This is a genomic window from Nocardioides cavernae, assembly GCF_013410035.1.
Classification (GTDB): domain Bacteria; phylum Actinomycetota; class Actinomycetes; order Propionibacteriales; family Nocardioidaceae; genus Nocardioides; species Nocardioides cavernae_A.
Genome location: NZ_JACCBW010000001.1, coordinates 959515 through 985557, shown reverse-complemented (window position 1 = coordinate 985557; position 26043 = coordinate 959515). Strand labels below are relative to the sequence as shown.

30 protein-coding genes are annotated in these 26043 nt (G+C 71.5%); 25 read left to right on the top strand and 5 right to left on the bottom strand.

The features are described from left to right. The first annotated feature begins 9 nt into the window (after positions 1–9). Both galE and F4692_RS04830 read left to right on the top strand, forming a co-directional pair. Positions 10–1023, top strand: a complete 1014-nt coding sequence (gene galE / locus F4692_RS04835) for a UDP-glucose 4-epimerase GalE (protein ID WP_179618464.1) — start codon at positions 10–12, stop codon at positions 1021–1023. An 86-nt stretch (positions 1024–1109) separates the two neighbouring features. Then, the gene (locus F4692_RS04830; RefSeq protein WP_308645157.1) at positions 1110–1826 is read left to right on the top strand and encodes an N-acetylmuramoyl-L-alanine amidase; all 717 of its coding nucleotides are present in this window, start codon (positions 1110–1112) and stop codon (positions 1824–1826) included. Positions 1827–1835: 9 nt separating this feature from the next. Here the strand turns inward: F4692_RS04830 and F4692_RS04825 are convergent, their stop codons facing one another. Beyond that, on the bottom strand, positions 1836–2738 hold the full coding sequence (locus tag F4692_RS04825) for a dihydropteroate synthase (protein ID WP_179618462.1): 903 nt from the start codon (positions 2736–2738) through the stop codon (positions 1836–1838). A 30-nt stretch (positions 2739–2768) separates the two neighbouring features. On the opposite strand from F4692_RS04825, the gene F4692_RS04820 reads away from it, so the two are divergent. After that, on the top strand, positions 2769–3446 hold the full coding sequence (locus F4692_RS04820) for a dihydrofolate reductase family protein (RefSeq protein ID WP_179618461.1): 678 nt from the start codon (positions 2769–2771) through the stop codon (positions 3444–3446). On the opposite strand, the gene F4692_RS04815 is transcribed toward F4692_RS04820, so the two are convergent. Further along, positions 3439–3969 (bottom strand): type 1 glutamine amidotransferase domain-containing protein, encoded by a 531-nt coding sequence (locus F4692_RS04815; RefSeq protein ID WP_179618460.1) that lies wholly within the window; start codon positions 3967–3969, stop codon positions 3439–3441. The two genes, F4692_RS04820 and F4692_RS04815, sit on opposite strands and share 8 nt — an antisense overlap. Before the next feature lie 107 nt (positions 3970–4076). Here F4692_RS04815 and npdG point away from each other — a divergent pair, with 107 nt between their 5' ends. From npdG to F4692_RS04775, 8 genes are all read left to right on the top strand, one after another. Further along, positions 4077–4754, top strand: a complete 678-nt coding sequence (gene npdG / locus F4692_RS04810; protein WP_179618459.1) for an NADPH-dependent F420 reductase — start codon at positions 4077–4079, stop codon at positions 4752–4754. Between the two features lie 82 nt (positions 4755–4836). Beyond that, complete coding sequence (gene cysD / locus F4692_RS04805) at positions 4837–5766, top strand: sulfate adenylyltransferase subunit CysD (protein ID WP_179618458.1); 930 nt, start codon at positions 4837–4839, stop codon at positions 5764–5766. Continuing rightward, complete coding sequence (locus F4692_RS04800) at positions 5766–7049, top strand: sulfate adenylyltransferase subunit 1 (protein WP_257029501.1); 1284 nt, start codon at positions 5766–5768, stop codon at positions 7047–7049. Before cysD ends, F4692_RS04800 begins: the two co-directional genes overlap by 1 nt. A 20-nt stretch (positions 7050–7069) precedes the next feature. After that, entirely contained in the window at positions 7070–8353 is a 1284-nt protein-coding gene (locus tag F4692_RS04795) for an alkyl sulfatase dimerization domain-containing protein (RefSeq protein WP_179618457.1), read from the top strand. Continuing rightward, positions 8350–9132, top strand: coding sequence for an SDR family NAD(P)-dependent oxidoreductase (locus tag F4692_RS04790; RefSeq protein WP_179618456.1), 783 nt, complete (start codon positions 8350–8352; stop codon positions 9130–9132). Before F4692_RS04795 ends, F4692_RS04790 begins: the two co-directional genes overlap by 4 nt. Before the next feature lie 26 nt (positions 9133–9158). Beyond that, positions 9159–10397 (top strand): sulfotransferase family protein, encoded by a 1239-nt coding sequence (locus F4692_RS04785; RefSeq protein ID WP_179618455.1) that lies wholly within the window; start codon positions 9159–9161, stop codon positions 10395–10397. Continuing rightward, complete coding sequence (locus tag F4692_RS04780; RefSeq protein WP_179618454.1) at positions 10394–10897, top strand: VOC family protein; 504 nt, start codon at positions 10394–10396, stop codon at positions 10895–10897. The genes F4692_RS04785 and F4692_RS04780 overlap by 4 nt, the downstream gene beginning before the upstream one ends. 36 nt (positions 10898–10933) lie before the next feature. After that, positions 10934–11779, top strand: a complete 846-nt coding sequence (locus F4692_RS04775; RefSeq protein ID WP_306457360.1) for a 3-hydroxybutyryl-CoA dehydrogenase — start codon at positions 10934–10936, stop codon at positions 11777–11779. Between the two features lie 34 nt (positions 11780–11813). Here F4692_RS04775 and F4692_RS04770 read toward each other — a convergent pair whose 3' ends face one another. Continuing rightward, positions 11814–12251: a universal stress protein gene (locus F4692_RS04770; protein WP_179618452.1), complete on the bottom strand. Its 438-nt coding sequence runs from the start codon at positions 12249–12251 to the stop codon at positions 11814–11816. A gap of 135 nt (positions 12252–12386) precedes the next feature. On the opposite strand from F4692_RS04770, the gene F4692_RS04765 reads away from it, so the two are divergent. From F4692_RS04765 to F4692_RS04750, 4 genes are read left to right on the top strand one after another with little or no spacing between them, the layout of a single operon-like run. After that, positions 12387–13748, top strand: a complete 1362-nt coding sequence (locus tag F4692_RS04765; RefSeq protein WP_179618451.1) for a cytochrome P450 — start codon at positions 12387–12389, stop codon at positions 13746–13748. Continuing rightward, the gene (locus tag F4692_RS04760) at positions 13741–14241 is read left to right on the top strand and encodes a VOC family protein (RefSeq protein WP_257029500.1); all 501 of its coding nucleotides are present in this window, start codon (positions 13741–13743) and stop codon (positions 14239–14241) included. Before F4692_RS04765 ends, F4692_RS04760 begins: the two co-directional genes overlap by 8 nt. Before the next feature lie 48 nt (positions 14242–14289). Continuing rightward, entirely contained in the window at positions 14290–15096 is an 807-nt protein-coding gene (locus F4692_RS04755) for an SDR family NAD(P)-dependent oxidoreductase (protein ID WP_179618449.1), read from the top strand. Between the two features lie 44 nt (positions 15097–15140). Continuing rightward, on the top strand, positions 15141–16085 hold the full coding sequence (locus F4692_RS04750; protein ID WP_179619031.1) for an NADP-dependent oxidoreductase: 945 nt from the start codon (positions 15141–15143) through the stop codon (positions 16083–16085). An 8-nt stretch (positions 16086–16093) separates the two neighbouring features. On the opposite strand, the gene F4692_RS04745 is transcribed toward F4692_RS04750, so the two are convergent. After that, positions 16094–17047 carry a zinc-binding dehydrogenase gene (locus tag F4692_RS04745; protein ID WP_179618448.1) on the bottom strand — a complete coding sequence of 318 codons (954 nt, stop codon included), beginning with the start codon at positions 17045–17047 and terminating at the stop codon, positions 16094–16096. 256 nt (positions 17048–17303) lie between these two features. On the opposite strand from F4692_RS04745, the gene F4692_RS04740 reads away from it, so the two are divergent. The 3 genes from F4692_RS04740 to F4692_RS04730 all read left to right on the top strand — a co-directional run bounded on the left by F4692_RS04740 (position 17304) and on the right by F4692_RS04730 (position 20360). Then, positions 17304–18404 carry a C4-dicarboxylate TRAP transporter substrate-binding protein gene (locus F4692_RS04740; protein WP_179618447.1) on the top strand — a complete coding sequence of 367 codons (1101 nt, stop codon included), beginning with the start codon at positions 17304–17306 and terminating at the stop codon, positions 18402–18404. A 94-nt stretch (positions 18405–18498) separates the two neighbouring features. Then, a complete protein-coding gene (locus tag F4692_RS04735) occupies positions 18499–19833 on the top strand; it encodes a TRAP transporter large permease (protein WP_179618446.1) in 1335 nt (444 codons plus the stop codon). 17 nt (positions 19834–19850) lie between these two features. Next, positions 19851–20360 (top strand): TRAP transporter small permease, encoded by a 510-nt coding sequence (locus tag F4692_RS04730; RefSeq protein WP_179618445.1) that lies wholly within the window; start codon positions 19851–19853, stop codon positions 20358–20360. A 3-nt stretch (positions 20361–20363) separates the two neighbouring features. Here F4692_RS04730 and F4692_RS04725 read toward each other — a convergent pair whose 3' ends face one another. Continuing rightward, positions 20364–21299, bottom strand: a complete 936-nt coding sequence (locus F4692_RS04725) for an alpha/beta fold hydrolase (RefSeq protein ID WP_179618444.1) — start codon at positions 21297–21299, stop codon at positions 20364–20366. A gap of 98 nt (positions 21300–21397) precedes the next feature. On the opposite strand from F4692_RS04725, the gene F4692_RS04720 reads away from it, so the two are divergent. The 7 genes from F4692_RS04720 to F4692_RS04690 all read left to right on the top strand — a co-directional run bounded on the left by F4692_RS04720 (position 21398) and on the right by F4692_RS04690 (position 26038). Continuing rightward, positions 21398–21892: a VOC family protein gene (locus tag F4692_RS04720; RefSeq protein WP_308645156.1), complete on the top strand. Its 495-nt coding sequence runs from the start codon at positions 21398–21400 to the stop codon at positions 21890–21892. Beyond that, positions 21892–22377, top strand: a complete 486-nt coding sequence (locus F4692_RS04715) for a nuclear transport factor 2 family protein (protein ID WP_179618442.1) — start codon at positions 21892–21894, stop codon at positions 22375–22377. The genes F4692_RS04720 and F4692_RS04715 overlap by 1 nt, the downstream gene beginning before the upstream one ends. 3 nt (positions 22378–22380) lie before the next feature. Then, complete coding sequence (locus F4692_RS04710) at positions 22381–23070, top strand: TetR/AcrR family transcriptional regulator (protein ID WP_179618441.1); 690 nt, start codon at positions 22381–22383, stop codon at positions 23068–23070. A gap of 143 nt (positions 23071–23213) precedes the next feature. Then, entirely contained in the window at positions 23214–23648 is a 435-nt protein-coding gene (locus tag F4692_RS04705) for a hypothetical protein (protein ID WP_179618440.1), read from the top strand. Further along, on the top strand, positions 23645–24118 hold the full coding sequence (locus F4692_RS04700; RefSeq protein WP_179618439.1) for a MaoC family dehydratase: 474 nt from the start codon (positions 23645–23647) through the stop codon (positions 24116–24118). Before F4692_RS04705 ends, F4692_RS04700 begins: the two co-directional genes overlap by 4 nt. A gap of 1 nt (position 24119) precedes the next feature. Then, entirely contained in the window at positions 24120–25262 is a 1143-nt protein-coding gene (locus F4692_RS04695; RefSeq protein ID WP_179618438.1) for an acetyl-CoA C-acyltransferase, read from the top strand. A gap of 5 nt (positions 25263–25267) precedes the next feature. Beyond that, the gene (locus F4692_RS04690; protein ID WP_257029662.1) at positions 25268–26038 is read left to right on the top strand and encodes an SDR family NAD(P)-dependent oxidoreductase; all 771 of its coding nucleotides are present in this window, start codon (positions 25268–25270) and stop codon (positions 26036–26038) included. Positions 26039–26043 lie beyond the last annotated feature (5 nt).

Sequence of the window (26043 nt, the reverse complement as noted above, 5' to 3'; positions counted from 1 at the left end):
GTGACGGTCATGAAGATCCTCGTCAGCGGCGGTGCGGGCTACATCGGCTCGCACACCGTCATCCAGCTCGTCGCCGCCGGTCACGACGTGGTCATCGTCGACAACTTCAGCAACTCCCACCCGGTCGTGAAGGGCCGCATGGAGGCGCTGACGGGGACGTCGCTGCCACTGCACTCGTTCGACCTCTGCGACTACGACAAGACTGAGCACCTCTTCGCGGCCGAGGAGTTCGACGCCGTCATCCACTTCGCCGGCTACAAGGCCGTCGGGGAGAGCGTGGCCAAGCCGCTCGACTACTACGAGAACAATCTCGTCTCGACGTTCTCGCTCGTGCGGGCGATGCAGAAGTACGACGTCGACAAGCTCGTCTTCTCCTCCAGCGCGACCGTCTACGGCACCGAGCAGGCCGGCGCGACCGAGGACCAGCGCACGTTCGCCACCAACCCCTACGGCTGGACCAAGGTGATGCAGGAGCAGATCCTGCGCGACGTGGCCGAGGCGTCTCCGCAGATGCGGTTCGCGCTGCTCCGCTACTTCAACCCGGTCGGGGCCCACGAGTCCGGGACCCTCGGGGAGGACCCGTCGGGCATCCCCAACAACCTCACCCCGTTCATCGCCCAGGTCGCGGTCGGCAAGCGCGACAAGCTGGCCGTCTTCGGCGACGACTACGACACGGTCGACGGCACCGGGGTGCGCGACTACATCCACGTGGAGGACCTCGCCGCCGGCCACGTCGCCGCCCTCGAGGCCCTGACCAGGACCACCGAGCCGGTCAGCACCTGGAACCTCGGCTCCGGCCACGGCACCAGCGTGCTCCAGATGCTGCACGCCTTCGAGCGCGCCGTTGGCCGCGAGCTGCCGTACGAGGTGGTCCCGCGCCGCCCGGGTGACGTCGCGGTGTCCTACGCGGACGCGAGCAAGGCCAACGCCGAGCTCGGCTGGAGCACGAAGAAGACCGTCGACGAGATGGCCGCCGACGCCTGGCGCTGGCAGTCGCAGAACCCGCGGGGGTTCGCCGGCTGATGCGCCGCCGGCGGTGGGCTGCGGTCGCGCTGGGCGTCCATCTGGCCACTCAAGCGGTCATATGGCCGCTCGAGTCGGGGCATGCCGTGCGACCAGCGGCCACATCGGCTCATGAGTCGCGCGGCGTCGAGACCCGGCCCCTCGCCGGCAGGCTCGTCGTCATCGACCCCGGCCACCAGCTCGGCAACCACAACTTCCCGGCGCAGATCGACCGACCGGTGCCGGCCGGCGGGTTCACCAAGCCGTGCAACACCACGGGCACGGCGACCAACGGCGGCTATCCCGAGGCGACCTTCGTCTGGCAGGTGTCCCGGCTGGTCGGGGCGCGGCTGCGCGAGCTCGGCGCGAGCGTGCAGTTCACCCGTCACAGCAACCGGCAGGACCGGTGGGGCCCCTGCGTCGACGTCCGCGGACGCGCGGGCAACGAGCTCGGCGCCGACCTCAAGCTCTCGATCCACGCCGATGGCTCGTACGCGACCGGTGCGCGCGGCTTCCACGTGATCGCCCCGGCCGACCGGGCGCCGTGGACCTCCGACATCTTCGGGCCGTCGCGCCGGCTGGCCGCGCACGTGAAGTCCGGCCTGCTGGGCCGGGGCTTCGTGGTCGCGAACTACGTCGCCGGCGGCGACGGTCTCGACACCCGCTCCGACCTCGGGACGCTCAACCTCTCCGACGTGCCCACGGTGATGGTCGAGCTCGGCAACATGCGCAGCACGGCCGAGGCGCGGGTGATGACCTCGCCGAAGGGCCGGGCGAGGTACGCCCGCGGCCTCGTGGCGGGCGTACGGGCCCACCTCGGCTGAGCCCCGCGCTCAGCGGACCCCGAGCTCGGTGATCCCGCGCAGCACCGCCCGCAGGTGGGCGACCTCGTGGGTGCGGACGAGGTGGGTGCCGCCCAGCGTGGCGAACACGGCGTAGAACCCCTCGCCCTTGCGGAACTCGTCGCCGAAGACGTCGAAGCTGTGGGGCACCGCGTTGCAGACGGGGACACCGAGGGGGCGCAGGCGGAAGCCTTGCGCCAGCACGCGGGTCTGGTGGCGGGCGCGGGTCAGCGGGTCGACGAGGTTGCCGTAGTAGAAGCCCATGCCGGGGTCGACGACGACCTTGTCGACACCGAGCGAGCGGGCGTGGGCGATGCGCGGGGCGAAGTGGTCGAGCAGCACCGGGATCGGGTCGGCGTCGGGCGGGACGTCGGTGATCTCGCGGACGTTGGAGGTGGTGCCGAAGCACAGGACCACCGCGGCGTCGTACTCGGCGGCGAGGGCGAGCATCTCGTCCTCGTGCTCGCGACCGGTCATGTTGAGCACGCGCGCGCCGGCGTCGAGGCAGGCCCGTACGACCGCCGGCTCGTAGGTCTCGACCGAGACGATGGCCTCCTGCGCGAGCCCCTCCACGGCGGGGACGAGCCGCGCGACCTGCTCGTCGGCGTCCACGCGGGCGGCCGTCGCGTTGCTGGACTCGGCGCCGAGGTCGATGAGCGCGGCACCCTGCGCCGCCTGGACCCGGCCCAGCCGTACGGCGTCGGCGGGGCTGATGGCCACGCTCTCGCGGTAGGTCGAGTCGCGCGAGAGGTTGACGCAGCCCATGAGGGTCACCGGTCCGTCGCCGATGGTCACCGGGCCGCGCGGTCCGTCGAGCACGACCGGCGCGACCGGGCTGTCCCAGGCCGCTCCGTGGTCGTTCTGGAGCGCGGCCAGGTCCGGAAGGGTGATCACGCCCGAAAGGGTAGAGGGCAGGATGGAACGGTGAGCGAGTCCTTCGAGCTGCAGCGCCTGACCGACCTGTCCGACGACCAGCTCGCCCAGGCGTACGCCCCTCGCGGCGAGCCGTGGCTGCGGGTCAACTTCGTCAGCACGGTCGACGGGTCGGCCACCGGCGCCGACGGGCTCAGCTCGAGCATCAACGACGACGCCGACAAGCGGGTCTTCGACATGCTGCGCGCGCAGGCCGACTGCCTGGTGATCGGGGCGGGCACCATCCGCGACGAGGAGTACGACGTCCCGCAGATCCCGGTCGTGGTGGTGAGCCGCCGCGCCGACGTGCCCCCGACCCTGCGCGAGGCACCGCGCGGTCGGGTGCTGGTCGCCACCGTCGCGACGGCCGAGGGCCTGGACGAGGCCCGCGAGCTGCTCGGGCACGAGCAGGTGCTGGTGCTGGGCGAGGACGAGATCGACCTCGTCGCGCTCAAGGCCGAGCTGCTGAGCCGGGGCTGGCGCGACCAGCTCTGCGAGGGAGGCCCGTCGCTGTTCGGCGACCTCCTCGCGGCCGGCGTGGTCGACGAGCTCTGCTGGACCGTCTCGCCGCGCCTCGTGGCCGGCGAGGGCCCCCGGATCGCCGGCGGGCCCGACGTGGACGTCGCGGTGCGCCCCGCCCTGCTGCTCGAGCAGGACGGGACGCTCCTGGGACGCTGGCTGGTCAGCTGAGGGCGTCGAGCAGCGCCTTGTTGAACGCCGGGATGTCGTCGGGGTTGCGGCTCGTGACGAGGTTGCCGTCCACGACGACCTCCTCGTCCACCCACTCGCCGCCGCCGTTGCGGATGTCGGTCTGGAGGCTGGGCCAGCTCGCGAGCCGCTTGCCGCGTACGCGGTCGGCCTCGACGAGCGTCCAGGGCGCGTGGCAGATCGCGGCCACGGGCTTGCCGGAGTCGATGAAGTCCCGCACGAAGGAGACGGCGCCCTCGTCCATGCGGAGCGCGTCGGGGTTGGCGACGCCGCCGGGCAGGACGAGCGCGTCGTAGTCGGCCACGGCGACGTCCTGCACGCGGCGGTCGACCTTCTGGGTGCTGGACTTGTCGAGGTGCTGGAAGAGCTGCACCTCGCCCTCGTCGAGGGAGAGCAGCTCGGGCGTGTGGCCGGCGTCGACGACGGCCTGCCACGGCTGGGTGAGCTCGACCTCCTCGATGCCCTCGGCGGCGGTCAGGAACGCGATGCGCTTGGTGTCGGTCATGTGGCCACGGTCGCTCGCACGCCCGGGCGGGACAACGCACGGAGGGGTGAGGCATCTCTCCCCGCCCGGCCACCGGTGCGCACCGCTCGGGCGCTAGCGTCGGCGGGGTGAGCGACACAGCCCCGACCCCCGACCTGTCGACCCTGACCATCGCCGTCCTCGGCGGCACCGGGCCGCAGGGCCGCGGTCTCGCCCGGCGCTTCGCGGCCGCCGGTCTCGACGTGGTCCTGGGCTCGCGCGACGCGGCGCGCGCGGCCGACGCAGCACAGGCCCTCGCCGAGGTGGGCCGGGTGCGGGGGACCTCCAACGCCGAGGCCGCCACGGCGGGCGACATCGTCCTCGTCGTCGTGCCGTGGGACGGCCACGCTGAGCTGCTCGCGTCGCTGACCGACGAGCTCGCGGGCAAGGTCGTGGTCGACTGCGTGAACCCGCTCGGCTTCGACAAGCAGGGGCCGTACGCCCTCCCGGTCGCCGAGGGCTCGGCCACCCAGCAGGCGGCGGCGATCCTCACCGGGTCCCGCGTCGTGGGCGCCTTCCACAACGTCAGCGCCGTGCTGCTCGAGGACCCGTCGGTCGAGCGTGTCGAGACCGACGTGCTGGTGCTCGGCGACGACCGCGAGGCCACCGATCTCGTCCAGGCGCTCGCCGACGTGGTGCCCGGCATGCGGGGGATGTACGGCGGCCGGCTGCGCAACGCGCACCAGATCGAGGCGTTCACGGCCAATCTGATCGCGATCAACCGTCGCTACAAGGCGCACGCGGGGGTGCGGGTCACCGACGTGTGACGGTGCACCGGCCGGGTCCTTGACGGGAGGTAGCACCCCGCCTATGGTCATCAAACAATCGTTTGGTGGATATGGAGGCGAGATGCCGCAGGCGCCATCGGTCGCGACGCACAGCGACTACCAGCTCAGCCAGCTCGATCAGCTCGAGGCCGAGTCGATCCACGTCTTCCGTGAGGTCGCCGCCGAGTTCGAGAAGCCGGTCCTGATGTTCTCGGGTGGCAAGGACTCGATCGTCATGCTCCTCCTCGCGGAGAAGGCGTTCTTCCCGGCCAAGCTCCCGTTCCCGCTCCTGCAGGTCGACACGGGGCTCGACTTCGACGAGGTGCTCGCCACCCGCGATTCCTGGGTGGGTCGGCTCGGGGCCCGCCTGGTGGTGGCCTCGGTGGAGGACGCGATCGCCGCGGGGCACGTGGTGGACGACGGGCACACGAGCCGCAACCGCCAGCAGATCGGCGCCCTGCTCGCCGCGATCGAGGAGAACGGCTTCACCGCCGCCTTCGGTGGCGGCCGCCGCGACGAGGAGAAGGCCCGCGCCAAGGAGCGCGTCTACTCCCACCGTGACGAGTTCGGCCAGTGGGACCCCAAGATGCAGCGCCCCGAGCTCTGGAGCCTCTACAACGGGCGCCTGCACGCCGGCGAGCACATGCGGATCTTCCCGATCTCCAACTGGACCGAGCTCGACATCTGGCACTACATCCACCGCGAGGGCATCGAGATCCCCTCCATCTACTTCGCCCACGAGCGCGAGGTGGTGGAGAGGGACGGGATGCTGCTGTCCGTCGGCCCCGAGATCCGCCCCCGCGACGGCGAGCGGGCTGAGACCAGGACGGTCCGCTTCCGCACGGTCGGCGACCGCACCCAGACCGGCTGCGTCGAGTCACAGGCGACGGACACCGCCTCCATCATCGAGGAGATCGCCGTCGCGCGCGTCACCGAGCGCGGCGCGACCCGCGGCGACGACCGGTTCTCCGAGGCCGCCATGGAGGACCGCAAGAAGGAGGGCTACTTCTGATGGCCACAGCGACGACCCACGACCCCTACGACATGGACCTGCTGAGGTTCGCGACCGCGGGTTCGGTCGATGACGGGAAGTCGACCCTCATCGGCCGTCTCCTGCTGGACTCGAAGTCCATCTTCGAGGACCAGCTGGAGGCCGTGGAGACGACCAGCCAGTCGAAGGGCTACGACTACACCGACCTCGCGCTCCTCACCGACGGCCTGCGCTCGGAGCGCGAGCAGGGCATCACCATCGACGTGGCGTACCGCTACTTCGCGACTCCCAACCGCAAGTTCATCATCGCCGACACCCCGGGCCACGTGCAGTACACGCGCAACATGGTCACCGGCGCCTCCACCGCTGACCTCGGGCTGGTCCTGGTCGACGCCCGCCAGGGCCTCACCGAGCAGTCGCGCCGCCACGCCGTCCTGCTGTCCCTGCTCCGGGTGCCGCACCTGGTGCTGTGCATCAACAAGATGGACCTCGTCGACTGGTCCGAGGAGACCTACGAGAAGATCCACGCGGAGTTCACGCAGTTCGCGACGAAGCTCACCATCCCCGACCTCGAGGTCATCCCGATCTCGGCGCTCAACGGCGACAACGTCGTCCACCGCTCCGAGAACACGCCGTGGTACCACGGGCCGACGCTCATGCACCATCTCGAGCACGTGCACGTCGCCTCCGACCGCGACCTGCAGGACGTCCGGTTCCCGGTGCAGTACGTCATCCGGCCCAAGTCCGACGCCCACCACGACTACCGCGGGTACGCCGGCCAGCTGGCCGGGGGGGTCATCCGGGCGGGCGACGAGGTCGTCGTGCTCCCGTCGGGACTTCCCTCGCGTGTGGCGAAGGTCGAGCTCTTCGACCGGGAGGTCGCGGAGGCGTTCCCGCCCATGTCGGTCACCGTGCACCTCGAGGACGACGTGGACGTCTCCCGCGGCGACATGATCGCCCGCCCCCGCAACGCCCCCACCCCGACGCAGGACGTCGACGCGATGGTCTGCTGGATGACCAACGAGCCGCTGCGCCCGCGCCAGAAGCTCGCCATCAAGCACACCAGTCGCTCCGGTCGCGCGATGGTCAAGGACGTGCAGTACCGCCTCGACATCAACACCCTGCACCGCGACCAGGCGGCCGGCGAGCTCGGCCTCAACGAGATCGGCCGCGTCCAGCTGCGCACCACCGTGCCGCTGCTGTGCGACCCCTACTCCAAGAACCGCACCACGGGCTCCTTCATCCTCATCGACGAGGCGACCGGCGTGACCGTCGGCGCCGGGATGATCAACGACGCAGGATGAGTCGGACGGAGGAGGAGCAGATGGCTCGGTTCGCCAGCAGGGACCACCGGTTCGAGGTCCTCTGCGCGTGGGAGCCCGAGAAGCCCGCCGAGCAGGTCGCCGACGGCATCCTGCTCTCGCGGGGGATCTCCAGCGCGTACGTGGTCACGACGCCGGACGGCGACGTGGTGGTCAACACCGGCACGCGGCTCGAGGGCGACCGGCACCGCGAGCGCTTCGAGCAGCTGCTCGGGCGGCCCCTGTCGGTGCGCGCGATCGTGTTCACCCAGGACCACCCCGACCACGTCGGCGGCTGGCAGGCCTTCGACGACCCGGGGGTCCAGCTGCTCGCCGAGGCGTCGTTCCCCGCCGGCCGCGCCGAACGCGGGCTGCTCAAGACCTTCTACCGGCCGCGTTTCCGTCGGCTGATGAGCGGCTTCTCCGCCGCGCCCGCGCCGGCCGAGGTCGTCGACCGACCTGCCCGGGAGCCCGAGGACCTCGTGCTCGTCGAGGGTCGCGCCGACATCGTCGTCGGCGGGACCACCTTCGAGCTGATCCCGGTCCCCGGCGGGGAGACGACCAACTGCCTCGCGGTGTGGCTGCCGGAGCACCGGGTGCTGCTGGTCGGCAACCACATGGGCGCCCTCTACGGCGCGATCCCCAACCTCTACACGCTGCGCGGCGACAAGCCGCGGAGCGCACGCCAGTTCGTCGCCGACCTCGAGGTGCTCCTCGACCTCGACGCCGACCTCCTCCTGACCGGTCACGGCGACCCGGTCCGGGGTGCGGACACGATCCGGGCCGACCTGACCCGGCTGCGCGACGCCGTCCGCTTCATCCACGACGAGACGCTGCGCGGGATGAACGACGGCAAGGACCTGCACACCCTCATGCGCGAGGTCGTGCTGCCCCCCGATCTCGAGCCCGCGTCGGGCCGCGGCCCCGTCAGCTGGTACGTCCGGACCGTGTGGGAGGAGTACACCGGCTGGTTCCAGCACGACCTGACCAGCCAGCTGTACGCTGTCCCGGCGCGTGCCGTGTGGCCCGAGGTCGTCGAGCTCGCCGGTGGTGCCGACCGCCTCGCCGAGCGGGCCGCCGCGCGGCTCGCTGCCGGCGAGGCGGAGCAGGCGCTGCACCTCGTCGAGATGGCACTCGTCGCCGAGCCCGAGAACCGCGCGGCACTCGACGTCCATGCCGACGTCCTCGACGCGCTGATCGCGCGCACCGGTGGGCAGACCTACGACGAGCTGGTCTGGCTGGAGACCGAGCGGGAGCGCACCCGCGAGTCCTACGCCGCCGATCCCTACGGCAACCGTCCCGGATGAGCCTCTTCGACCTCACCGGCAAGGTGGGCCTCGTGACCGGGGGCAACCAGGGGCTCGGTCTCGGGTTCGCCAGCGGCATGGCCAAGTGCGGTGCGGACGTCGTGCTGTGGGGCCGCCGCGCGGCCCGCAACGAGGCGGCCGCCGACGAGCTGCGCGCGCACGGCGTACGCGTCCTGGCGCAGGAGGTGGACGTGACCGACGAGCACGCCGTCGCGGACGCCATGCGCGAGGTGGTGGCGGAGATGGGGCGCGTGGACTGCGTCGTCGCCAACGCGGGCGCGAGCTCGCGGCCCGAGTCGTTCCACGAGATGACCTCGGAGATGTACCACGACCTGCTCGCGGTCAGCCAGCACGGCGCCTTCCACACGCTCCGCGAGGCCGTGCGCCACATGAAGCAGCGGGCCGACGACGGTGACCCGGGCGGGTCGCTGATCGCCTGCGGCAGCCTGATGGCGATCCGCGGCACGCGTCGCCTCGAGCACTACGCCGCCGCGAAGGGAGCCCTGCTGTCGATGGTGCGGGGGATCGCGGTCGAGTACGGCCGCGACGGGATCCGGGCCAACGTGGTCGCGCCGGGCTTCTTCGAGACCGACCTGACCCGCAGCACCTACGGCGACGCCCCCGCGGACGGCGCGCGGCGGTGGTCGCGCTACCCGGTGCCCCGTGCCGGTAACCCGGCCGACCTCGAAGGCATCACCGCCTACCTGATGAGCGACGCGTCGGTCTACCACACGGGCGACCTGATCGTCATCGACGGAGGACTCTCCGTCGGCCTCTGAGCACGGACCGACACTGGAGCGCAGCCATGAGCAACAAGATCGTCGTCACCGACTTCCACGACCCCGTGCTGACCGAGGACCAGCGCAGCTTCGTCGAGCGGGCCGAGCGAAACCCCGTCGACCTGACCGCGGACTCGGTGCTGGAGAAGGCCGTACGTCGCACCGGCCTGGGGGACTTCGGTCCCGACGACTTCCGGGGCCGCATGCAGCTGCTCCTCGACGAGGTGGGCGCCGATGCCAACGCCACCGAGTTCAACCGGGCGACCCTGCACCGCAGGCTGGTCGAGGTGCTCGCCAACCGGTTGCTCCGCCAGGACCTGCTCGCCCGGCACCCGGAGATCCACGACGTGCGCATCGAGCGCCCGATCATCGTCGCCGGGTTGCCGCGCTCCGGGACGACGCACCTGCTCGGCCTCATCGCCGCCGACTCGCGGCTGCGGTCTATGCCGCTGTGGGAGGCGGTCCAACCGGTCGCCCCTACGGACGCCGAGCCCGACGCGAGCGGCCGGGACCCGCGCTACGTCCGTTCCGAGCGGACGTGGGAGAACCTCCAGCGGCTCAACCCGCTCATGGCGCCGTTCCACCCCATGGACCCCGAGCACGTCCACGAGGACATCGAGCTCCAGTGCCCCGACGTTGCGTCGTACTACTGGGAGTGGATGTTCAAGGTGCCGAGCTGGCGCGACCACTACCTCGCCACCGACCAGACCCCCCACTACGAGTTCGCCCGGACGACGCTGCAGGCCATGAGCTGGCAGGACGGGGTCGACCGTCGCTGGGTGCTGAAGTGTCCGCAGCACGTCGAGCAGCTGCCGGCCTTGATGAGCGTCTACCCCGACGCCCTCGTGGTCTTCACCCACCGGGACCCGATGGCCTCGCTGCAGTCGATGGTCACCGAGAACGCCTACGAGGGCCGGTTCCGCGAGAAGGTGGTCGACGTGGACTGGCACGTGCGCTACTGGACCGACCGGGTGCGCAGCCTGCTCGAGGCCTACGTGCGCGACTCGCACGTGGTGCCGCCGGACCAGCGCCTCGACGTCGACTTCGACCGGCTGGTCCACGACGGGGACGCCGTGCTGGAGGAGCTGTACGCCGCGGCGGGGCTCGAGCTCACTGAGCACTCGCGCGCCGAGCGGGAGGCGTACGCCGCGAGCCACCCTCGCCGCAAGCACGGCGAGATCGACAACGACCTGCAGCGCAACTTCGGGGTGCGGACCGACGAGATCCGCGAGCAGCTCGCCTTCTACAGCGACGCGGTCTCGTGACCGGCGCGGCGCCGCTGTCGCTGCGCAACCTCTACCACACGGGTCTCGTGGTGCCTGCGCTCGAGCCCGCGATGACGGAGCTCTCGACCGTCCTGGACGTGTCGTGGACCGACGTGGAGGAGTGGGACATGACGGTGCGCACGCCGGAGGGTGCGAGGAACGTCCGGCTGCGCTTCACGTACTCCCGCGCCCCGGGCCCGCACCTCGAGCTCCTCGAGCCGGTCGAGGGCACCGTGTGGGAGCAGCCGTCGGGCGCCGCCGGCGCCCTGGCGACCCACCACGTCGGAGTCTGGGCCGACGACTTCGCCGAGACCTCCGAGCGGCTGGTGACAGCAGGCCACCCCCGGGTCCTCACCTACGAGAGCCGCGACGGCAGGGCCGCCGGGTTCGCCTACCACCGGTTGCCGAGCGGGGCGCTCGTGGAGCTCGTCGACGCGTCGCTTCGCCCGGGCCTCGAGCGGTGGCTCGCAGGCGGCCCGCACCCCCACGCACCGTCGTGACGCGACCAGAGAGAGGGTAGTGACATGGAGAACGGGATGGACCGGGTCGGCGTGGTCGGCTGCGGGCTGATGGGCTCGGGCATCGCCGAGGTCTCGGCGCGCGCGGGGCTCGACGTGGTGGTGGTCGAGTCCAGCACCGCCGCCCTCGACGCGGGTCGGGCGCGGCTGGAGAAGTCGCTCGCGCGGGCCGAGGCGAAGGGCAAGATCGACTCGGCGGCCGAGGTCCTCGAACGCATCGGCTACGTCACCGACCTGGGCGACCTGGCCGACCGCCAGGTGGTGGTCGAGGCCATCGTCGAGGACGAGGGGGCCAAGACCGAGCTGTTCCGCACCCTCGACCGAGTGGTCCTCGACCCGCAGGCGATCCTGGCGTCCAACACCTCGTCGATCCCGATCATGAAGCTGGGCGTCGTCACCGCACGCCCCCAGCACGTCATCGGCGTGCACTTCTTCAACCCGGTGCCGGTGCTCCAGCTCGTCGAGCTGGTGCCCAGCCTGCTGACGTCGTCCGACACGACCGAGCGGGCCCGGGCGTTCGTCGAGGGGCGCCTCGGCAAGCGGGCGATCGACTGCCAGGACCGCGCGGGCTTCGTGGTCAACGCGCTGCTGATCCCGTTCGTCCTCTCCGCCATCCGCATGCTGGAGTCGGGCTTCGCCACCGCCGAGGACATCGACCGTGGGCTCGTCCTGGGTGCCGCGCACCCGCAGGGGCCGCTCGCCCTCGCCGACCTCATCGGTCTGGACACCACGAAGGCCGTGGCCGAGTCCCTCTACGAGGAGTTCAAGGAGCCGCTGTACGCCGCGCCTCCGCTGCTGGCGCGCATGGTCGACGCCGGACTGCTGGGCCGCAAGACCGGCCGCGGCTTCTACACCTACGAGTGACGCCCGCGAGCGGACGCCCGGCGAGGGGGCTGCGTCAGCCGCGCGGGTGAGTGTGCGCGACGTAGACGTCGCAGTGGGCCTTCTGCGTGACGTCGCTCGCCACGCTCCCGAGCACCCGGGCCAGGCCCTGCACGCGCTTGTTGCCGACCACGATGACGTCGGCGTCGAGGCTCTCGGCAACGCGGACGAGCGCCTCGGCGGGCTTGCCCTCGGCCGGTGAGGACTCGACGGTCAGCGCGCCGTGCTCGTCGCGCAGTACCTGCGCAACGGCCTCGGCGACGCGGCGCGCGTCGTCCTCGGGGGAGACGTTGAACTCCTTGCCCTCGGCACGCACCTCGATGGCGTCGACCTTGCCGTAGGCCGAGATGACGTGCAGCTCGGCGCCGAGCCCGACCGCGAGCCGTGCCGCGGTGCGCGCAGCCTCCAGGGCCGTCTCGGTGTCGTCGACCCCCGTCAGGATCCTGGTCGTCATGGGCGGGCCTCCGGGGTCGCGCAGCAATGTGGACTACCAACCGTACGTTAGAACGAGCCACGTCGGGAGCCTTGACGGGTTGTGACGACGCCCACTAATTTTCCAAACCAATCGTTTGGCGAATTGGAGGCCGCGATGCGCGACAGCGACACCGACGTCAGTGGTTCCGAGCCGGTGACCTGCCCGTTCCCGCAGCTGGCGGCGATGAGCCGGGTCGAGCAACCCGCGCTGCGGAACCGGAGCGCTGCCTACCGGGAGGCCCGCGACCAGGGGGCGGTCCAGTGGGTGCCCGAGTTCGACGCCTTCTTCGTGCTCGGTCGTGCCGAGGTGGTCGAGGTGACGAGCCGCCCCGACATCTTCTCCTCCTGCATCGCACGCGGGCGCGGCGCGATGGCGGTGGAGGACCAGGTCCGCCAGCAGGTGATCGACCTGCCCGAGATGGCCGACCTCGTCGAGCAGGGCTACGGGAAGGACGCCCACGTGCGCGCCGGCCTGGTGGCCGACCCGCCCCAGCACACCCGCCAGCGCTCCCTCGTCGCGCCCGCCTTCCGGCCGGCCCGCATCCGTGCCATGGAGGAGGACATCCGGGAGGTCGCCGGCCAGCTCCTCGGCCCGGTCGTGGCCCGGGCCGCTGCCGGAGAAGAGGTCGAGCTGGTCGAGGCGTGGTGCAAGCCCTTCCCGCTCCAGGTGCTGGCCCGCGTCCTCGGCGTCCCCGCCGACATGGTCGACGACTACGCCCGGTGGTCCGAGGGCCTGCTCAAGCCGGTCGGGAGGCTCAGCGTCGACGATGACGAGCTCGCCGAGATGGTCGAGGCACGGCTGCAGTTCGACCGGTTCTTCTCCGAGATGCTCCTCGAGCGGCGCGCCCACCCGCAGGACGACTTCCTCAGCGACTTCGTTGCGGGCGCCAGCGAGGAGGGCCTGCAGCCGCTCACCCTCGACGAGATGCTCGGCATCCTCGAGCAGTCCGTCATCGCCGGCCACGAGACGACCACGAAGCTGATGGCCAGCGCGATGGTCTGGCTCGCCGAGCTTCCCGGCATGCTGGACCGGCTGTCCGGCGACGTGCGTCTCATCGACGCGTTCGTCGACGAGGTCCTGCGGCTCGACGCCCCCTCGCAGTACGGCACCCGCCAGGCCATGCGCGACGTCGAGCTGGGCGGGGTGCGCATCCCCGCCGGGTCGGCGGTGATCACCTCGTGGGGCGCGGGGAACCGCGACGCCGCCGCCTTCCCGGACCCCGACACCTTCGAGGCGGGGCGCGCCAACCGGGCCACCCACCTCGGCTTCGGCCACGGCATCCACTACTGCGCCGGCCACGCCCTCGGACGCACCGAGATGCGGATCGGGCTGTCGATCCTCGCGGAGCGCGTCAGCGCGGTCGAGCTCGCCGTCGAGGGCGGGCGCGACGGGCTGACGTACGCTCCGTCCTCCATGCTGCACGGCCCCGCCGCCGTGCCGGCGCGACTGGTAGTCCGCGAGAGCCTCGTTGGCTGACATCCGGAGGTTCGACCACGTCGCGCTGGCCGTGCGCGACGTCGAGCCTGCGCTCGGCCTCTACTGCGACGCGCTCGGTGCCCGATTCGTCCTCGGTGGCGACAACCACCAGACCGGCAACCGCATTGTCCACCTCGCCCTCGGCGGCTTCAAGGTGGAGCTGATGCAGCCGTTGCGTGCCGACTCCCTCCTGGCCCGGTTCATCGATCGTCGCGGGGAGGGGTTCCATCACGTCACGATGGTGGTCGACGAACTCGCACGGACGGTGGGCTGCCTCGACGCGGCCGGGCTCGGGCTCGTCGGCACCGACCTGACCAACCCGGTCTGGCGCGAGGCTTTCGTCCCACCACGAGCGGCGGGTGGCGCGCTGGTGCAGCTCGTCGAGACCGATCGCGACTGGTCACGCACGGTCGACGGCATCGCGCTCGACGACGTGCTGGCCGGGCGCGTGGAGTTCCGCGATGCCTGGCCGTGCTGGAGTGACAAGGATTAGACCAAACGATCGGTTGAACGTACCCGGTGGATGCAGGATGATCTACCCATGACCACGCAAGACCACGACGATCGAGCGCTCGACAGCGCACCCTTCGGCGGACGACCGGGCGGTGCGCTCGTCGTCGGGGGCAGCGGGGCGATCGGCCGCGCGGTCGCCGTACGCCTGGCCCGGCTGGGCAGCGACGTGACCGTGACGTACGCCGGGAGCTCGGCCGCCGCCGGTGAGACCGCCGAGCTCGTCGTGGCGAGCGGACGCGCGTGCGACGTCGAACGCCTCGACATGGGGGACCCCGGTCAGGCGGCCGAGGCCGTGGCCCGGGCCGCCGAGCAGCGTGGGGGGCTGCACACCGTGGTGCTGGCCGCCTCGCCCACCAACTTCCAGTCCTGGGTGAGCACGCTGCCGCCCGAGCAGTACGCCGAGCAGCTGCGCGTCGACTCCGGTGGCAGCTTCGCGGTCGTGAGCGCGGCCCTGCCGCACCTGCGCGAGAGCCGCGGGTCCGTCGTCGTGGTGAGCACGGTCGCCAACAGGCGGTTCGTGCTGCGTGACGTCCTCTCCAGCGGACCCAAGGCCGCCAACGAGGCGCTGGTCCGCGCGGTCGCCGCCGAGGAGGGTCGCTTCGGGGTCCGGGCGAACGCCGTCGGCGTGGGCATCCTGGACGAGGGGATGACCCAGGTGCTCCTCGGCACCGGCGACGTCCGGCCCGAGCAGCTCGAGGTGGCCGTCAGCCGGGTCCCGCTCGGGTTCCTGGGCAAGGCCGCCGACATCGCGGCTGCCGTGGGGTTTCTCGCGAGCGAGGACGCGCGCTACGTCACCGGGCAGTGGATCGACGTCGACGGCGGCTACGGCATGTGAGGTCGCCGCGAGGCGACGACCGGGAGGAGCCGCGTGTGAGGACGATGGCCGCCGTGGGCTTCCACGCCTACGGGGGCCCGGACGCGGTCCGGCTCGTCGAGGTGCCCGTGCCCGAACCGGGGCCCGGTGAGGTGCGCGTTCGGGTACGAATGACCACCGTCAACCCGGCCGACGTCCAGTACCGCCGCGGCGACCACGCCGCGTTCGTCCCGGACGCGCTGCCGCCATTCGTCGGCGGTCTGGAGCTCGTCGGGACGGTCGACGCGGTCGGGGAGGGGGTCGACCTCCTGCCGGGTGCCACCGTGGCGGGCTCGAGCCACTTCATCCCCGGTGGGCGGGGGTCGCACGCAGAGCTGGTCGTGACCGGCGCCGGCGCCGTCGCGCCCTGTCCGGCCGGCGTCGACGAGGTGGCGCTTGCGACGGTCCCGATGAACGGGTTGACCGCACGCGTCGTCCTGGACACGCTGGCCCTCCCGCCGGGCGCGACCGTGGTGGTCACGGGAGCGGCGGGCGCCGTCGGCGGCTACGTCGTGGAGCTGGCGAGCGCCGCCGGGCTGGAAGTGGTGGCAGTCGCCTCGTCGACCGACGAGGAGCTCGTCGTGGGGCTGGGCGCGACAGCGTTCGTACCGCGCGGTGACGACGTCGCGCAGGAAGTCCGGGCCCGGCACCCCGACGGCGTCGACGCCGTGGTCGACGCGGCCATGCTCGACGCGGCCGCACTGCCGATGGTCCGCGACGGGGGCCGGCTCCTCACGCTGCGTCCGGGCCACGTGCCCCCGCCCGAGCGCGGGATCGAACCGAGGCTGGTCAGCTTCCGCCGCTATCAGGACCGACCGGACGTGCTCGCCGACCTCCTGGCGCTCTCCGCGTCGGGAGGACTCACCACCCGGGTGGCAGAAGTGCTCACACCGCACCGGGGAGCCGAGGCGCACGCCCTCGCGGAGACCCCGGGCCTGCGCGGGCGGGTGGTCCTGGCGTTCGACGCCTGAGCCCGGGCTCAGCACACCTCGATGAGTGCCTTGACCACGCCCTGGGGGTGGTGCAGGGCCAGTTCGACGGCGGCTCGCGCCTCGGCGAGGGGGAAGCGGTGGGACACGAGGCGGCGTACGTCGTCGCGGTGGCGCGCGGCGAGCGCGACGGCGCCGGGGAAGTCGAGCGTGGCCCGGCTGCCCAGCACGTCGAGCTCCTTGGCCTGGATGGCCTTGACCGGCAGTGACATGCGCTGCTCGGAGACGCCGACCATCGAGATCCGGCCGGCCATGGCCACCACCTCGAAGGCCTGCTCGGCGACGCGTGCCGCTCCGGTGGCCTCGACGACGACGGACGCGCCGTCCCCGGCGGTCCACTCCTCCACGCGCTCCTGCAGGTCGTCGACGCCCTGCACCCCGTGGGCGGCTCCGAGGTCGCGGGCAAGGGCGAGCCGGGCGGGGTGGAGGTCGGCGACCATCACCTCGGCGCCGACGTCTCGAGCAGCGATGACAGCTGCCAGGCCCACGGGCCCGGCGCCGAGCACCACGACGGAGTCGGCCGCGGTCACGGCCGGCCGGGTGACCGCGCGCAGGCCGATGGACAGCGTCTCGCAGAGGGCGGTCACGTCGGGTGGCAGGTCGTGCGCCGGGTGCAGGTTGCGGACCGGGACGACGAGCCTCTGCTGCAGCCCGCCGGGGCGGTGCACCCCGACCGCGTCCATGGCGCAGCAGGTGTTGCGCCGTCCCCTGCGGCAGGCCACGCAGGTCCCGCAGGAGGTCACCGGCTCCACCGCGACGCGGTCGCCCACGGCGAGCGGGCCGTCGTACGACGCTGGCAGGCGCTCGACGAGGCCGCTCACCTCGTGCCCCTGCACGAGAGGCAGGCGGGTGGCGTAGCTGCCGTCGAAGATGTGCAGGTCCGTGCCGCAGATGCCGACCGCCTCGACCCCCAGCACGGCGTCCTCCGGGCCCGGTTCGGCCAAGGCGACAGAGGCGATCTCGATCGTGCCCACGGAGGTGGTGACGGCAGCGGCGTGCACATTGCTCCAATCAAACGATTGGTAGGAACTTACCGCTCCTGCACCACCACGTGAAGGGCTGGCGGGCGACACGATTTTCCCGGAGGAGTGCTTGACATCACATGGCCGAGGGACATTAATTGACCAATCGGTTGGTGGAAAGACACCGACTGGGCGCGGTCCGGGGGCGTGCCGCCTGACCTACACACCAGGAGTCGCCATGTTCGTCGCCAGGAAGTCCAGGATCATGATCGGTCTCGCCGGGGCCAGCCTCGCCCTGAGTGCGTGCGGCGGGGTCGCCGGCGGCAGCGGCTCGGGGGGCGGGGGCACCGTCGAGATCAGGGCCACCAACCTGCTGCCGCCCAACGGTGCCCAGTCCGACATGATCCAGTGGTTCATGGACGAGCTCGGCAGCCGTACCGACGGTGAGGTCAAGACCGAAGTCGTCTACGGCGGTGCCCTGCTCGCCGGGACCGACACGCTCCCGGGCATGAAGCAGGGGCGTGCCGAGGCCGGCAACGTCGTGCCCGCATACTTCCCGGCCGAGCTCCCGCTCAACAACGTCAACATGGTGCCGATCGCGGGCGCGGACCAGTCGGCACGGTTGCGGGCGCTCCAGGACCTCAACGACGACGTCGAGGCCTTCGCGGACGAGTTCGCGGCGCAGGACCTGGTGCTCATCGGGTTCCTGCCCAACGCGTCGTCGACGGTCGCCTTCAACAAGGAGGTGAGCTCCCTCGCCGACCTCAAGGGCGCCAAGGTGCGCGCACCGTCCCAGCCGCAGTCCGTGGTCTACGAGGAGCTCGGTGCTGAGCCGGTCTTCATGCCGTCGGAGGAGGTCTACGAGGCCATCGAGCGCGGGATCGTCGACGGGGTGACCTACCCGATGGACACCCAGGTCGCCAACGGCATCACCGACGTGGCGGACTACATGGCTCCCGACGTCGGCCAGAACGGCGGGTCGATCTTCGCGCTGAGCAAGGCGGCCTACGACGAGCTCCCGGACGACGCCAAGGACGTCGTCGAGGAGCTGAAGGGCGAGTGGTACGCGAAGACCGACGAGATGCTCGCGAAGTACGAGTCGCAGGCCTGCGAGGAGTTCACCGCCAACGGCGGGACCATCGTGCGGTGGAGCGACGAGGACGCCGCCACGATCGCCGACGCCGTCGACCGCCTGGCCGACGAGGTGTGGGCGAGCGAGGCGGAGAAGTCCGTCGACGCGAGCGTCGTGGACGAGGTCTGGACCACCTACAACTCAGCGCTCGAGGAGCACACGGGGGAGACGGAGTACACCGACGTGATGACGACCTGCGGCCAGTGACCGCACCTGTCCACCGTCTCCCCCGCTCGCTTCCTGACCTAGACCCCGGGGTGCCGGCGGCCAACCCGCCGGCACCCTGCGGAAGGACCTGCTCATGAGCATCGGCGTGCTGCTCCTCGTCGTCATCGGACTGCTGTTCCTCTGCCTGCTGTCCGGGATGCGGATCGCCCTGGCGCTGGCCCTATGCGGCTTCACCGGCTTCTACCTGCTCAACGGGTTCGACGTCGGCATGTCGACCCTCGGGGCGCTGCCCATCGCCAGCGGGTCGAAGTTCACGCTGTTGGTCATCCCGATGTTCATCCTGCTGGGGATCGCGGCCCAGAAGGCCAACCTCGCGGAGGGCGCCTACCGGTTGATGGGTTACCTGCTGCGGGGGGTCCCGGGCGGCCTCGCCCTCGCCACCCTGACGGCGTGCGCGGCCTTCGCGGCGGTGAGCGGCTCCAGCATCGCGACCGTCATCTCCATCGGCAACCTGGCCATCACGGAGATGAAGCGCGCGGGCTACGCGATGCACGTCGCGGCCGGCGTGGTCGGCGCCGCAGGCACGTTGGGCGTGCTCATCCCCCCGAGCGTCCCGCTCGTGATCTACGGCGTGCTGACGGGTGAGTCGATCGGCGCGCTGCTCATGGCGGGCATCGGCCCGGGCGTGTTGTCCGCGGTCATCTACGGCATCGGCATCGTGATCCGCGCGAAGCGCCACCCCGAGCTGTTCGGCAAGGGGGCCGAGGACGTCCTGCCGCAGGCCGGCCGGCCGCCCCTGGGACAGGGCCTCTACAGCTTCTTCCGCATCGGCCTGCTCTTCCTGATCATCATCGGTGGCATGTACAGCGGCTTCTTCACCGCCGTCGAAGCCTCGGCGGTGGGGGCCTTCTTCGCGATCCTCATGGTCGTGGTGGAGCACGCCCGCAAGCCGCGCGACCTCGGACGCAACCTCTGGGAGACCTTCTCCGAGGCGGTCAGCCTCAACGGCATGGTCTTCTCGCTGCTCATCGGCGGGGCGATCTTCTCCACCTTCATGGTCGCCGCGGGAGCGCCCGCGATGATCGCCGACTGGCTCACCGGGCTGCCCGTCCCTGCCTGGATGATCGTGGCGCTCATCCTGCTCATCCTGATCCCCATGGGCATGTTCCTCGACCCGACGTCGATCCTGCTCATCATGGTGCCGCTCACCTACCCGGTCGTCACCGAGCTCGGGATGGACGGCATCTGGTTCGGCCTGCTCTTCGTCAAGCTGATCGAGATCGGCCTGCTCACGCCACCGCTGGGCCTCAACGCCTTCGTCGTCTCGGGGATCCGCAAGGACATCCCGCTCAACACGGCCTTCAAGGGCGTGCTCTGGTACGTCCAGCTCGACATCGTGGTGGTGATCTTGATGTTCGCCTTCCCGGCCATCGTCTTGTTCATCCCGAGCCAGATGGGACTGCACTGATGAAAACCGTCGCACGGGTGCTTGCGAGCACCATCCACGCGCTCTCGCGCGGGCTGGCCGTCTTCTCCATCGCGGGCATGGTCTTCGTCATGCTGATCGTGGTGTGGAACGTGACGCTCCGCGAGCTGGGGCAGCCCGGCGTCAAGGGGATCGTCGAGTACAGCGAGCTCGGCATGGCCGTCACCGCCTTCTTCGCGCTCGGCGAGGCCGAGCGACGTCGCCAGCACGTCTCCGTCGACGCGATCCTGGGCCGCCTCAAGGGCCGCACCTACCAGGTGCTGCGGATCGCCGGCGGCGTCGCGGCCGCCTTCATCGCCGTGCTGCTGGCCTGGGCCTCGTGGAACGTGCTCAGCGACAGCCTGGCCACGGGCGAGTACAAGCTCGGCCTCGTCCGGCTGCCGATGTGGCCCGCGCGGCTCGCGGTCTTCGCAGGGTTCCTCGTCCTGGCGCTGGAACAGATCGTGACCGCGGTCGAGGATGCGATCGAGCGTCCGGTCGACCCGGTGCTGGAGGGCCACGCCCTCTGACGGTCACGTTCCGAGCAGCTCCTGCAGGGTGCCGAGCAGTGCGAGCGGCTGGTCGAGCATGACGTGGTGCGCGGCGTCGTCGACGAAGCGCAGGTCCGACCCGCGGCGCCCGCTGAAGGCTGCGGCGGCGCCGTCGGCGAGGTAGGACCGGCTGCCCATCACCAGCGACCACGGACAGGCCGCGTCGTCGAGGTCGCCCTCGAACCTCACGATCTGCCGCGCTCCGGTGCGCCCGACGAACACCTGCGGGTCGAAGCGCCAGGTCCACCCGCCGTCCACACGCACCAGCCCGTGTCGCGCGATGTGGTCGACGTACCACTGGTTCGCGCACCGCTGCGCCGGCACGAGGCGGAACCGGGCCAGCGCCGTGGCGAGGTCCGGGTAGGTGCGCGAGCGGCGGCCGGCCTCGCGCGTGAGGGCGCCCTCGGGCTCCGGTGCCGTGGGCCACACGGGGGAGTCGACGAGGAGGATGCGCTCGAGCTGCCGGCCACGACGGGTGGCGAGGTCGGCGAGCACGATGCCGCCGAGCGAGTGGCCGACGACCGTGGCCGGACCCTCGGACGTGGCCGCTGCCACGGCCGCGATCTCGTCGGCCCACGTGGTGCCCGAGTAGGTCGGGCGCCAGTCGGACGTGCCGTGGCCCGACAGGTCCATCGCCACCACGCGCCGTGACACGTCGAGCCGGGCGGCGAGCGGGGCCCACCACATGGCGTGGGCGGCGCCACCGTGCACCAGCACGGTGGCGGGACCGTGCTGCGGCCCCCACGACAGGTAGCCGATCGAGGTGCCGTCGACGTCGACGGTGCCCGCGTGGCGCTCCGCCGCCATCGCCGCGTGGAACCAGTCCGGCGCACCAGGCGCGACGGAGCGGGACGCCACCGCGTCGTACGACCCCCGGCCCGCGCGCGGCTGGGCATCGGCGGCGGGCTCGGTCGTCACGGCGGTCCTTCGCTCGGTGTGCCGGAGGTGCTTGCTCGGGGGTGCGGGTCGCCGTAGGCTACCAAACACTTGGTAGATAATTAGCCGCTGGAGGACTTGTGCTCGACGTGAGCGACATCTACCACACCGGTTTCGTCGTGGCTGACATCGAACAGGCGCAGGCCGAGTTCAGCGCCCTGTTCGGCGTGCGCTGGACGCAGGTCGAGGAGCGGGCGATGCCCGTGGTCACCCCGGAGGGGACGCGGGAGGTGCGGCTCCGTTTCGCCTACTCCCAGGGGGGCGAGCCGCGCATCGAGCTCCTCGAGCCCGTGACCGGCACCGCGTGGGAGACCCCGCAGCACAGCTTCGGTCCGGGCGCCGCCCACCACGTGGGGGTCTGGGCCCCCGACTTCGCGGCGACCTCCGAGCGCCTCGTCGAGGCCGGCTTCGAGCGGGTGCTGACCTTCGACGACGGCAGCGGCCGCGCGTCGCGCTTCGCCTACCACCGGCTGCCGTCGGGCGGCATCGTCGAGCTCATCGACGTCACGCGGAAGGCGGAGCTGGAGGCCTGGTTCGAGGGTGCCGCCTATCCCGCTGCGGGCACCTCCACCTGATGCGCGGCGACGAGGTCGCGCTCACCAGCGCTGCGCAGCACCTGCTCGCCCGCTACGCGTGGGCCATCGACGACTGCGACTACGGCTCTCTGCGCGGCGTCTTCACGCCCGACGTGGACGCGGACTACGGCACCTTCGCCTGCACGGGCGTCGACGCGCTCGTCGAGCGGATGGAGGAGATCCACCGCGGCCTGCGCACGACCCAGCACCTGGTCGGCAGCGTGCTGGCCCGGCCCGTCGGCGACGGGTCCGCCCACGTCCGCAGCCACGTGCGCGCCACCCTCGTGCGCGGAGGAGGAGAGGCCGGCCGTGTCGAGGTGGCGGCCACCTACCGCGACGTCGTCGTCCCCACCCCGGGGGGTCACCTGATCTCGGAGCGCCGCGTCGAGGGCCGTTGGATCGGCGGCGAGCGGAGTATCCTGCCGTGGTTCCACGCACGGACGCCCGGGACCACACCTTCGAGTCCTGACGACAGGGGAAACTGACCCATGCCCGACGCAGCCACCGAGCCCGCCAAGAGGGGCCGTCCCCGCCGGGGCCCGGATCCCGAGCGCTTCCGCGAGATCGTCGACGCGGCCGCCGAGGTCTTCCTCGAGAAGGGCTACAGCGCGACGAGCATCCAGGACATCTCCGACCGCGTGGGCATCCTCAAGGGCAGCCTCTACCACTACGTCCGGTCCAAGGAGGACTTCCTGTACCGGATCATCAAGGACGTCTACGACGAAGCGATCGACGACATCCGCAAGATCGGCGAGGGCGAGCAGGAGCCGCTCGCCCGTCTCGCCGCCTTCATCCGGGCGCACGTGCGCTTCGCCGCCGCACACCTGACCGCCTACACGATCCAGCTGCGCGAGTTCGAGCAGCTGAGCGCCGAGCGCCGTGAGGAGATCCGGCAGGGCGGTGAGACCTATGTCGAGGCGCTCCAGGCGATCCTCGAGGACGGCCAGGCGGCCGGGCTCGTCGACGCGTCGCTCCAGGTGCGCCTCGCGAGCATCATCATCACCGGCGAGCTCAACTCGATGACCCGGTGGTATTCCCCGAAGGGCTCTCTCGAGCCCGACCAGCTCGCCGACGTCTACGTCGGCATGGTGCTCACGTCCGTCGCGTCCGAGGCCGCAGTCACCAAGGCCGGTGGCGTCGAAGCACTTCGCACGGAGTTCGCGCTCGGCCAGGGCTGACCGCCCGCGACGCCTCCAGACCCCTGCGGCCCGAACGGGCGGCGGGGGTCTGCTGCGTCCTGGGGGAGGTGCTTGGCAAGGGGCGTCGGGACGGGATACATTTCCACCAACCGATCGATTGGTGGAAATGGAGTGCCGTAGTGATGACCGAAAAGGAGCTCGCCGCTGTCGTGGGACGCACGTTCCCCGGCGGTGAGTACACCGTGGAGCCCTACGTCGACTGGCTGGTGCGCGACGTCGTCGACGCCGACCAGGGCGAGCACGTCGCCCACCCGCTCTTCGCCTTCATCGGGTCGCTGCGCGGCAAGGGCATGTCGCTCGACGAGCTGTTCGAGATCTGCGGGGCGACCGCGGCGGACGGGCCGATGTTCGGCGAGCACGAGACCGAGGTCATCGAGCCGTTGCGGGTCGGGGAGACGTACGCCGTCGCGGGCCGCTTCGTCTCGGCCGAGCGCAAGCACGGGCGTACGGCCGGCACCTTCGACGTCGTCGGGTTCGAGCTGACCATGACCGACCGGTCCGGAAAGGCCGCCGTCCGCGTCTTCAACTCCTTCGTGTTCCCGCGGCGGGCGGCATGAGCACCGCCGTACGCGTCGGCGACCGGCTGCCCGAGTGGGACCTCCCACGGGTCAGCCGCGAGAAGATGAAGACGCTGGCGCCGATCCTGGCCGACCCCAACCCGATCCACTGGGACGTGGACGTCGTGCGCGGTCTCGGCATGGGCGAGCGCCCGGTGAACCAGGGGCCGAGCAACATGGCGTACGTCATGAACATGCTGGCCGCCTGGTCCGGCGGCCATGACCGCCTGCGCCGGCTGCGCGTCCGCTTCGCCGGCAACGTCCTCGGTGACGACCACGTCGTCGCGCGCGGCGTCGTGAGCGCCGTACGCGACGAGGGCGGCCGCACCGTGGCCACCTGCGACGTCGAGCTCGTGGTCGTCGACGGCGCCGTCGCGCTCACCGGCACCGCCGACGTCGACGTCACCGACCTGTCCGACCCCGCCGGGTCCCCCAGCCCCACCACGAGCACCACGACCGAGGAGCGATGACATGACCGAGGCCTACATCGTGGACGCCGTCCGCACCCCCACCGGGCGGCGCGGCGGCGGACTGAGCGGCCAGCACCCGGCCGACCTCCTGGGCGACACGTTCCGGGCGCTGCTGGAGCGCACCGGGGCCGACCCGGGCCGCGTGGACGACGTGATCGTCGGCTGCGTCGCCCAGATGGGCGTGCAGGCGTGGAACGTCGGCCGCAACGCCTGGCTCTCCGCCGGCCTGCCCGAGCACGTGCCCGCCGTGACCATCGACCGCCAGTGCGGCTCGTCGCAGCAGGCCGTGCACTTCGCGGCGCAGGCCATCAAGGCCGGCGACCAGGACCTCGTGGTCGCGGGGGGCGTCGAGGTGATGAGCAAGGTGCCGCTCAACAGCTCGGGCGACCCCGCGCTCGGCTTCGGCTACCCCTTCGACGGAGAGGGCTGGGCGAAGCAGTACGGCGACCAGGAGATCCACCAGTTCCGCGGCGGTGACCTCATCGCCGAGAGGTGGGGGCTCGACCGCGAGGACATGTTCCGCCTGGCGCTCGACAGCCACGCCCGCGCCGCCCGCGCCCAGGACGAGGGCCGCTTCGCCTCGCAGTTCGTCGAGGTCGCCGGCGTCACCGCCGACGAGGGCGTGCGGCGCGACGGCGACATCGACAAGATGCGGGGGCTGAAGCCGATCCGCCCCGACGGCATCCACAACGCGGCGCTGGCCAGCCAGATCGCCGACGGCGCGTCAGCCGTCCTCGTCGCCTCCGAGCGGGCCGTCGAGGAGCACGGGCTCACCCCCCTTGCCCGCGTGCACACCGCCAGCGTGGTCGGCAGCGACCCCGTGCTGATCCTCACCGGTCCGATCCCGGCCACCCGCAAGGCGCTCGAGCGCTCCGGGCTGGGGATCGACGACATCGACCTGTTCGAGTGCAACGAGGCATTCGCCGGCGTCGTGCTCGCGTGGGCCAAGGGGCTCGGGATCGACCTCGACAGGGTGAACGTCAACGGTGGCGCGATGGCCCTCGGTCACCCGCTGGGTGCCAGCGGCGCCCGCCTGATGACGACGCTCGTGCACGAGATGGTGCGCACCGAGGCCCGCTACGGGCTGCAGACCATGTGTGAGGGCGGTGGCCTCGCCAATGCCACGATCCTCGAGCGGGTGTGAGCCGGATGCGTCTCGAGCACACCGTCGGCGTCGTCACGGGCGGCGCCTCCGGCATCGGTGAGGGCGTCGTGCGGATGCTCGTCGCGGGTGGCGGCCGAGCGGCCATCCTCGACCTGCCGGGGTCCCGCGGCGCCGAGCTCGTCGTGGAGCTCGGTGACGCCGCCGCGTTCTTCCCGCTCGACGTCACCGACCCCGCGCAGGTGGAGTCCGCCGTGTCGGCCGTGGCCCAGCGCTTCGGCAGGATCGACCTCCTGGTCAACAGCGCGGGCATCAGCCCGGCCGCCCGGGTCGTCGCGCGCGACGGCACCCTCTTCCCGCTCGACCTCTTCCGGCGCGGCATCGAGGTCAACCTCGTGGCGGCCTTCGACGTGCTCCGCAACGTGGCGGGCGTGATGGCGCGCAACGAACCGACCGTCGAGGGGGAGCGCGGCCTGGTGGTCAACATCGGCTCGATCGCTGCCTTCGAGGGCCAGGTCGGCCAAGCGTCCTACTCCGCCAGCAAGGGCGGGATCGTCGCCATGACCCTGCCGCTGGCCCGCGACCTCGCGACCCACGGAATCCGCGTGATGGCGGTGTGCCCGGGCACGATTGACACCCCGATGGTGCAGCAGGCCAGCCAGGAGATCCGCGACTACCTGACCGACGCCAACGTCTTCCCGAAGCGGCTCGGGTCGGCGGACGACATCGCCTCCGTCGTCCGTACCTGCCTCGAGACGACCTACCTCAACGGAGAGGTCATCCGGGTCGACGCCGCCGTGCGGATGGCGCCGCGATGACGACG